Source organism: Alcanivorax sp. HI0044 (genome assembly GCF_001634945.1).
Genome location: NZ_LWEZ01001320.1, coordinates 1 through 1,450, shown reverse-complemented (window position 1 = coordinate 1,450; position 1,450 = coordinate 1). Strand labels below are relative to the sequence as shown.

Annotated in this window: 1 protein-coding gene and 1 pseudogene; both read right to left on the bottom strand. The window is 63.5% G+C overall.

What is annotated here, in order from left to right; translation table 11 throughout:
• Positions 1-369, bottom strand: a pseudogene (locus A3730_RS19425) (efflux RND transporter periplasmic adaptor subunit); the annotation flags it as partial.
• A gap of 15 nt (positions 370-384) precedes the next feature.
• Positions 385-1,450 (bottom strand): TolC family protein (locus A3730_RS19420; RefSeq protein ID WP_063538714.1); only part of this gene is annotated, 1,066 nt, incomplete at its 5' end.

The following is a 1,450-nucleotide window of genomic DNA, read 5'->3' as shown; positions in this document are numbered from 1 at the left end:
GATGCTGGCCAGTGGCTCGCCAGCCTTGACCGCGTCACCGAGACTGGCATTGATTTTCGTAACCTGACCCGGGAAGCGTGCCCTGATCAGGGCAATCCCGTCGGGATTGGGAACAAGGCGGCCATAACTGCTGATGGTGCGCTCCAGGATGCCGGCACCTGCGGCCTTGCTTCGGATACCGGCTTGCTCCGCCATCTCGGCGGAGATTTCCGCGTGAGTGCTCTCCGACTCCTCGTGCTCGCCGCGCTCTTCGTTGACGTCACCGTGCGCATGCGAATCATCACTGTGATCATCTTCCGCGGCATGAGTCGGTCCGGCCGTCAGCACATAAACGCTGGCAAGTATGAGTAAATAGTTAACGACTTTCATGGTAGTAATCCTTGTTCAGCGGCCAGCCAGAGGCTGCGCCGTCAGTTGTTCGATCAGCGACTGGTTGAGCAGCGCCGTGGTGGCGGCGTCGACCAGCGCCTGCCGGGCGGAGAGCAATTCCCGCTGCGCGGCGGTCCACTCCACATAGCTGTAGCGACCTTTCTCGTAGGCCTCGCGGGTCTGGCTGAGGGCATCACTCAGATCGGGAAGCACTTGGCCGCGAATCTGCTCAACCGCCTCGATGTTTTGCTGCCGCTGTCGGTAAGCCTCGAACAGGCGCGAGTGGAGGCGAAGCAGGGTGTCCTCCCGGCGGTACCGGACTTCATCCCGCGCCGCCAGAGCGGCTTGCACTTCGCCGCGATTGCGCCGTCCGGAAAACAGCGGTACGGAAAACCCGCCGACCAGCGCCGAGTCATCCGTCTCCTCGAACTGCCGGACACCCACCTGCCAGCGGATATCGCTCTCGGACTGGCTCCGTGCCAATTGGACTTCCGCCTCACGGACGCGCCGCTCGCTGGCATAGATTTGAATGGCCGGGCTCTCACTGACCCGCTGGTACAGGATCTCGAAACTGTCGGAGGACCCGAACTGGAACAGGTCGCCCTCCAGACTCTGAAAGTCCGGACGGGTATCACCCCAGAGCGAAGCCAGAGCTATTTTCCGGCTCTCGTATTCGCTTAACACGCGGGACTGCTCGATACGACTCCGGGTGAGCGCGGCCCTGGCGCGCATGACTTCGGCCTGGGGCGCCGCGCCCCGGTCGGCGCGACGGGTGACGATCTCGTGGGTGGCCTCGGTCAGCGCCACAGCGTCAGCGGCCAGTTCAAGTTTTTCCTGCAGGGCCAAGGTGGCGACAAAACGCTGGGCCACCTGTCCCAGCACATCCAGGGTTTCGGCCTGGCGCTCGGCCTCGACCAGAGCGTATCGCGAGTCGACGACGCTGACGCGGGCCTCACGCTTGCCGCCAAGTTCGAGAACCGATGACAAGGACAGGGTGTACTCTGCCGCGTCGCTCCCCTGCCGGTTGCCGCTGCCGAGGACGTTTTCCACCTCCAGGCCGGCTTCCAGGGCAGGATTTTGA